Annotated in this window: 6 protein-coding genes; all 6 read right to left on the minus strand. The window is 74.7% G+C overall.

What is annotated here, in order from left to right:
* A partial coding sequence (locus VF468_03740; protein ID HEX5877425.1) for a sugar kinase occupies positions 1-751 on the minus strand: 751 nt, incomplete at its 3' end.
* The gene (locus VF468_03745; protein ID HEX5877426.1) at positions 748-1386 is read right to left on the minus strand and encodes a bifunctional 4-hydroxy-2-oxoglutarate aldolase/2-dehydro-3-deoxy-phosphogluconate aldolase; all 639 of its coding nucleotides are present in this window, start codon (positions 1384-1386) and stop codon (positions 748-750) included. The genes VF468_03745 and VF468_03740, both read right to left, overlap by 4 nt.
* Positions 1383-2348 carry a C-terminal binding protein gene (locus VF468_03750; protein ID HEX5877427.1) on the minus strand — a complete coding sequence of 322 codons (966 nt, stop codon included), beginning with the start codon at positions 2346-2348 and terminating at the stop codon, positions 1383-1385. Before VF468_03750 ends, VF468_03745 begins: the two co-directional genes overlap by 4 nt.
* A 4-nt stretch (positions 2349-2352) precedes the next feature.
* On the minus strand, positions 2353-2859 hold the full coding sequence (locus tag VF468_03755) for a DinB family protein (GenBank protein HEX5877428.1): 507 nt from the start codon (positions 2857-2859) through the stop codon (positions 2353-2355).
* Entirely contained in the window at positions 2860-3759 is a 900-nt protein-coding gene (locus VF468_03760; GenBank protein ID HEX5877429.1) for an XdhC family protein, read from the minus strand.
* Between the two features lie 28 nt (positions 3760-3787).
* The coding region (locus VF468_03765; protein ID HEX5877430.1) for a molybdopterin cofactor-binding domain-containing protein at positions 3788-4642 on the minus strand (855 nt) is incomplete at its 5' end.

Raw genomic sequence — 4642 nt, forward strand, 5'->3', positions numbered from 1 at the left:
GGTCGACGGCCGGGACCGGCTCGACGGCGTGGACCTGGCCGGCGACGGCGGCCACGGCGCCGCGCTCGCCCAGCTTGACCACGGCGTGGCCGGCGCCCAGGTCGGCCAGGCCGCGGGCCAGGTCGGCCGGGTCGCCGGCCAGGCCGAGCAGCTCGGCCTCGTCGTCGCCGGCGAACACGAGGTCGGCCCGGGCGGCCAGGTCGCGGAAGACGGCAGCGGCCTGGTCGGGCGGCCACAGGGCCGAGCGGTAGTTGAGGTCGAAGGAGACCGGGACCCCGGCCGACCGGGCCAGCTCGACGGCGTGGTCGACGGTCGCCCTGGCCGAGTCGCTCAGGGCCGGGGTGATGCCGGTCACGTGCAGGACCGCGGCGGCGGCGACCTGGGCCGGGTCGAGGTCGCCGGGCTGCAGGCGCGACCCGGGGCCGTGGCGGCGGTAGTAGTGGACCCGGACCATGGCGGCGGTGCGGCGCTCCTTGACCATCAGGCTGGTGGGGGCGTCCGGGTCGCGCACCACCCCGGTGACGTCGACGCCCTCGGCCCGGATCCGGGACACGACCAGCTCGCCCAGCTCGTCGTCCCCGACCCGACCGACCCAGGCGGCCGGGCACCCCAGCCGCCGCGCCCCGATGGCCACGTTCGACTCCGCCCCGGCCACCCCGAGGGTCAGCGAGCTGGCGTGGCGCAGCCGCCCCACCTCGGCCGTGGTCAGCAGGGCCATGGTCTCCCCCACGGCCAGCAGCGGCCCGGTCACCGCCGGTCCCCGGCGGCGGCGACCGCCCGGCGGGCCCGGTCGGCCAGGGCGCCGAGGTCGCCCCCGGGGTCGCCGGCGTCGCCGAGCAGGGGCGACCCGATCCCGACCGCGACCGCCCCGGCGGCCAGGTAGGCGCCGATGTCGTCGATCCCGACCCCGCCGGTGGGCACCAGCGGCACCTCGGGCAGGGGGGCCTTGATCGCCTTGAGGTAGGCCGGCCCGCCCACCGCCGACACGGGGAACACCTTGACCGCGGTCGCCCCGGCCGCCCACGCCGCCGCCACCTCGCTCGGCGTCAGCCCCCCGGGCACCACCGGCAGCCCCCGCGCCCCCGCCCACTCCACCACCTGGGGCCGGAAGTCGGGCGCCACCAGGTAGGCCGCCCCGGCGGCCTCGGCCCGCTCCGCGTCCCCCACCGACCGGACCGTCCCCACCCCGAGCACCGCGTCCCCGGGCAGCTCCGCCCGCAACCTTCCGAAGGCCTCCAGCGCCCCCTCCGAGGTGAGCGTGACCTCGATCGCCCGCACCCCACCCTCGTACAGCACCCGCCCGACCTCCAGGAACCGCCCCGCCCCGGCCGCCCGCAGGATCGCCACCACCGGCACCGCGGCCAGGCGTTCGAGGAACGCGCTCATCGGCGGGCCGCCGGGCGGTTGACCGGCGAGCGGGGCTCGCCACCCTCCAGGACCCGCAGCGCCTCCCGGGCCACCTCCGACTTCAAGGTGTGGAACGCCTCCTCCGAGTACCAGGCGGCATGGGGGGTGGCCACGACCCGCGGGTGCCGGGCCAGCCGCCAGCCGAGCTCGTCGGGCGGCTCCCCCTCGAGCACGTCCAGGGCGGCTCCGGCCAGCTCCCCGGCGTCCAGGGCGGCCAGCAGGGCGGCCGCGTCGACCAGCCCGCCCCGGGCCGTGTTGACCAGGAACGCCGCCGGCCGCATCCGGGCCAGCGCCGCCGTCCCGATCAGGTGGTGCGACTCCGGGGTGAGGGCGGCGTGCAGCGAGACCACGTCGGCCCCCTCCAGCAGCTCCTCCAGCGACACCCGCTCGATCGGCGGCTCCGACGGCACCCCGGGCAGGTCGTGGCCGAGGACCCGCATGCCCAGCCCGGCCGCCCGTCCGGCGACCCCGCGGCCGATGGCCCCGCAGCCGACCACCCCCCAGGTGAGGACCGACAGGCGGCGCAGGGGCCGGGCCCCCTCCAGGTCCCAGGCGCCGTCCCGGACCGACCGGTCCAGCACGACCACCCCGCGCAGCAGGGACAGGGCGAGGGCCAGGGTGTGGTCGGTGACCTCGTCGCGGCCGTAGTCGGGCACGTTGGCCACCCAGACGCCGCGCTCGGTGGCCGCCTCGACGTCGACGTTGTCGACCCCGACCCCGTAGCGGACCACCAGCCGGCACCGCGGCAGCGCGTCCAGCACCGCGCCGGTGATCGGCACGTACTGGTTGATGAGGACCTCGGCGTCGCCGGCCTGGGCGGCCACCTCCTCGGGGGTGCGGCAGTCCAGCACCCGCAGCTCGACGTCGTGGCCGTCCAGCGCCGCCCGCTCGGGGTCGACACCGCCGTGGTCGCAGTCGGTGATCACGACGACGGCGGTCATGTCCTCACTCCCCGGTGGCGCCGTCGAGCTGCTCCCGGAGGATGTCGGCGTGGCCGACGTGGCGGGCCGTCTCCTCCAGCATGTGGGTCAGGATCCAGCGCCGGCTGAGCTCCTCCTTCCAGCGCGGGTGGACCACGGCCTCGTCCAGCGAGGAGGCGGCGGCCACGATCTCGCGGCTGCGGGCGCACTCGCCCTCGTACAGGGCCAGGACGTCCTGGGTGGTCTCGTCCGGCTCGATCCGCCAGTCGGCGTCCGGGTCCTCCTCGGTCCAGGGGACCGTGATCTCCTGGCCGGCCCAGACCCGCTGGAACCAGCCGCGCTCCACGTAGGCCAGGTGCTTGACGATGCCGAGCAGGCTGGTCCCGGACGGGACCATGGCCCGGCGCAGCTGCTCGTCGTCCAGGCCCTCCAGCTTCCACAGCAGCGTCGCCCGCTGGAAGTCGAGGAAGCCGCTGACCGTCTCGGCCTCGCCGGCGACGTGCGGCGGCTCGGGGCGGGCGTCCTCGGGCATTCACTGGCCTCCGGTGGTCTCGAAGTGGTCGCGGCAGCCGACCGAGCAGAAATACCACGTGACGCCGTCCCGAACCGCCGTCGGGGCGCCGGCCACGGCCACGGTCATGCCGCAGACCGGGTCGACCGCCTCGGCCGGCGCCGCGGCCGCTCCCGCGGTCGAGGCCAGGCCGGAGGGGTCGGCGGCCAGGCCGTGGCGCCAGTCGACCAGCTCGGCCAGGACGGCCACGGCGATCTCCTCCTGGGTCGAGGGACCGAGGTCGCGGCCGGCCGGGCTGCGCACCCGGGCCAGGTCGGCCTCCTCGACCCCCCGCTCGCGCAGGGCGTCCAGGACCACCGCGGCCCGCCGGGCGCTGGCCACCAGCCCGACGTAGCCGACCCCGGCCTTGAGGGCGGCGGCGAGCACGTCCTCGTCGCCGTGGCCCATGGTGGCCACCACCACCGCGTCGGCGGCGCCGTCGGGGTCGAGCTGGTCGGTGACCCGCCAGCCGACGATGCGGGCCAGCTGGACCAGGGTCCGCCCGGCCACCCCCTCGCCGAGCACGGCCAGCAGCGGACCCGGCAGCTCCGGTTCGATCAGCACCTCGACCACCCCCTCGGAGGCGCAGCGGCTCTCGGCCACGACCACGTCCTCGGGCGCGTCCAGCCCGGCCCCGGCCGGCCCGATCCGGACCAGGCGGGGCTCGCCGTCGGCCAGGGACCGCAGCGCCTCGCGGACCACGATCGGCTCCGAGCAGGCCCCGCCGACCCACCCGGCCAGGGCCCCGTCGGGGGTGACCAGCGCCCGGTCCCCCCGCCGGGTCGAGGCCGGCCGCACCACCCTGACCACGGTGGCCAGCGCGTACGGCCGCCCCTCGGCGGCCAGCCGCCCCGCCTGCACCAGCACCTGCGCCCGATTCACCGGACCACCTGCCGGCTGGGCCGTTGTCTCACTCCGCGAGGCCCGCCTCGGCCAGCGCCTTCCAGACCTTGTCGGGACCGATGGGCATCTCCAGCTCGCGCACGCCGGCGTGGGCCAGGGCGTCCACGACCGCGTTGACGAACGCCGCCGGGGAGCCGACGGTGGCCGACTCCCCCACCCCCTTGGCCCCGATCGGGTGGTGCGGCGACGGCGTCACGGTCTTTTCGAGTTCCCAGGCCGGCGTCTCGACCGCAGTCGGCAGCAGGTAGTTCATGAAACTGCCCTGCAGGATGTTACCGCTCTCGTCGTACTGAATCTCTTCGTACAGTGCTGGTCCAAGTCCCATCGTCAATCCGCCGTGGACCTGACCTTCGACGATCATCGGGTTGATGATGTTGCCGCAGTCGTCAATTGCCACGAATCGCCGCACTTTGACTTCGCCCGTGCCTTTGTCGAGATCGACGACGCAGATGTAACTGCCGAACGGGTACGTCAGATTTGGCGGATCGTAGTAGTTGACCGCTTCGAGTCCCGCTTCCATGCCCGGCGGATGGTTTGTGTAAGCGGCGAGCGAGATCTCCTGAATCGTCTTCGCGCGATCCGGTGAACCTTTGACGAAAAACTTCCCGGGCTCCCAATCGAGATCGTCTTCGTGCGCTTCGAGCAGGTACGCCGCGATCTTGCGCGCCTTGTCCTTGATCTTTCGGCAAGCGATCGCACACGCTGCGGCGGCGACTGGCGTGCTGCGGCTCGCATAAGTTCCCAGGCCATAAGGTGCTGTATCCGTATCACCTTCTTCGACGAGAACACTATCCACCGGAAAGCCTAGTTCTTCCGCCACGACCTGTGCGTATGTCGTCTCGTGTCCCTGTCCCTGCGACTT

The sequence above is a fragment of the Actinomycetota bacterium genome (assembly GCA_036280995.1).
Taxonomy (GTDB): domain Bacteria; phylum Actinomycetota; class CALGFH01; order CALGFH01; family CALGFH01; genus CALGFH01.

Coding starts and splice junctions, on each gene's coding strand:
- VF468_03745 (HEX5877426.1), bottom strand. CDS start 1,386: ATGAGCGCGTTCCTCGAACGCCTGGCCGCGGTGCCGGTGGTGGCGATC.
- VF468_03750 (HEX5877427.1), bottom strand. CDS start 2,348: ATGACCGCCGTCGTCGTGATCACCGACTGCGACCACGGCGGTGTCGAC.
- VF468_03755 (HEX5877428.1), bottom strand. CDS start 2,859: ATGCCCGAGGACGCCCGCCCCGAGCCGCCGCACGTCGCCGGCGAGGCC.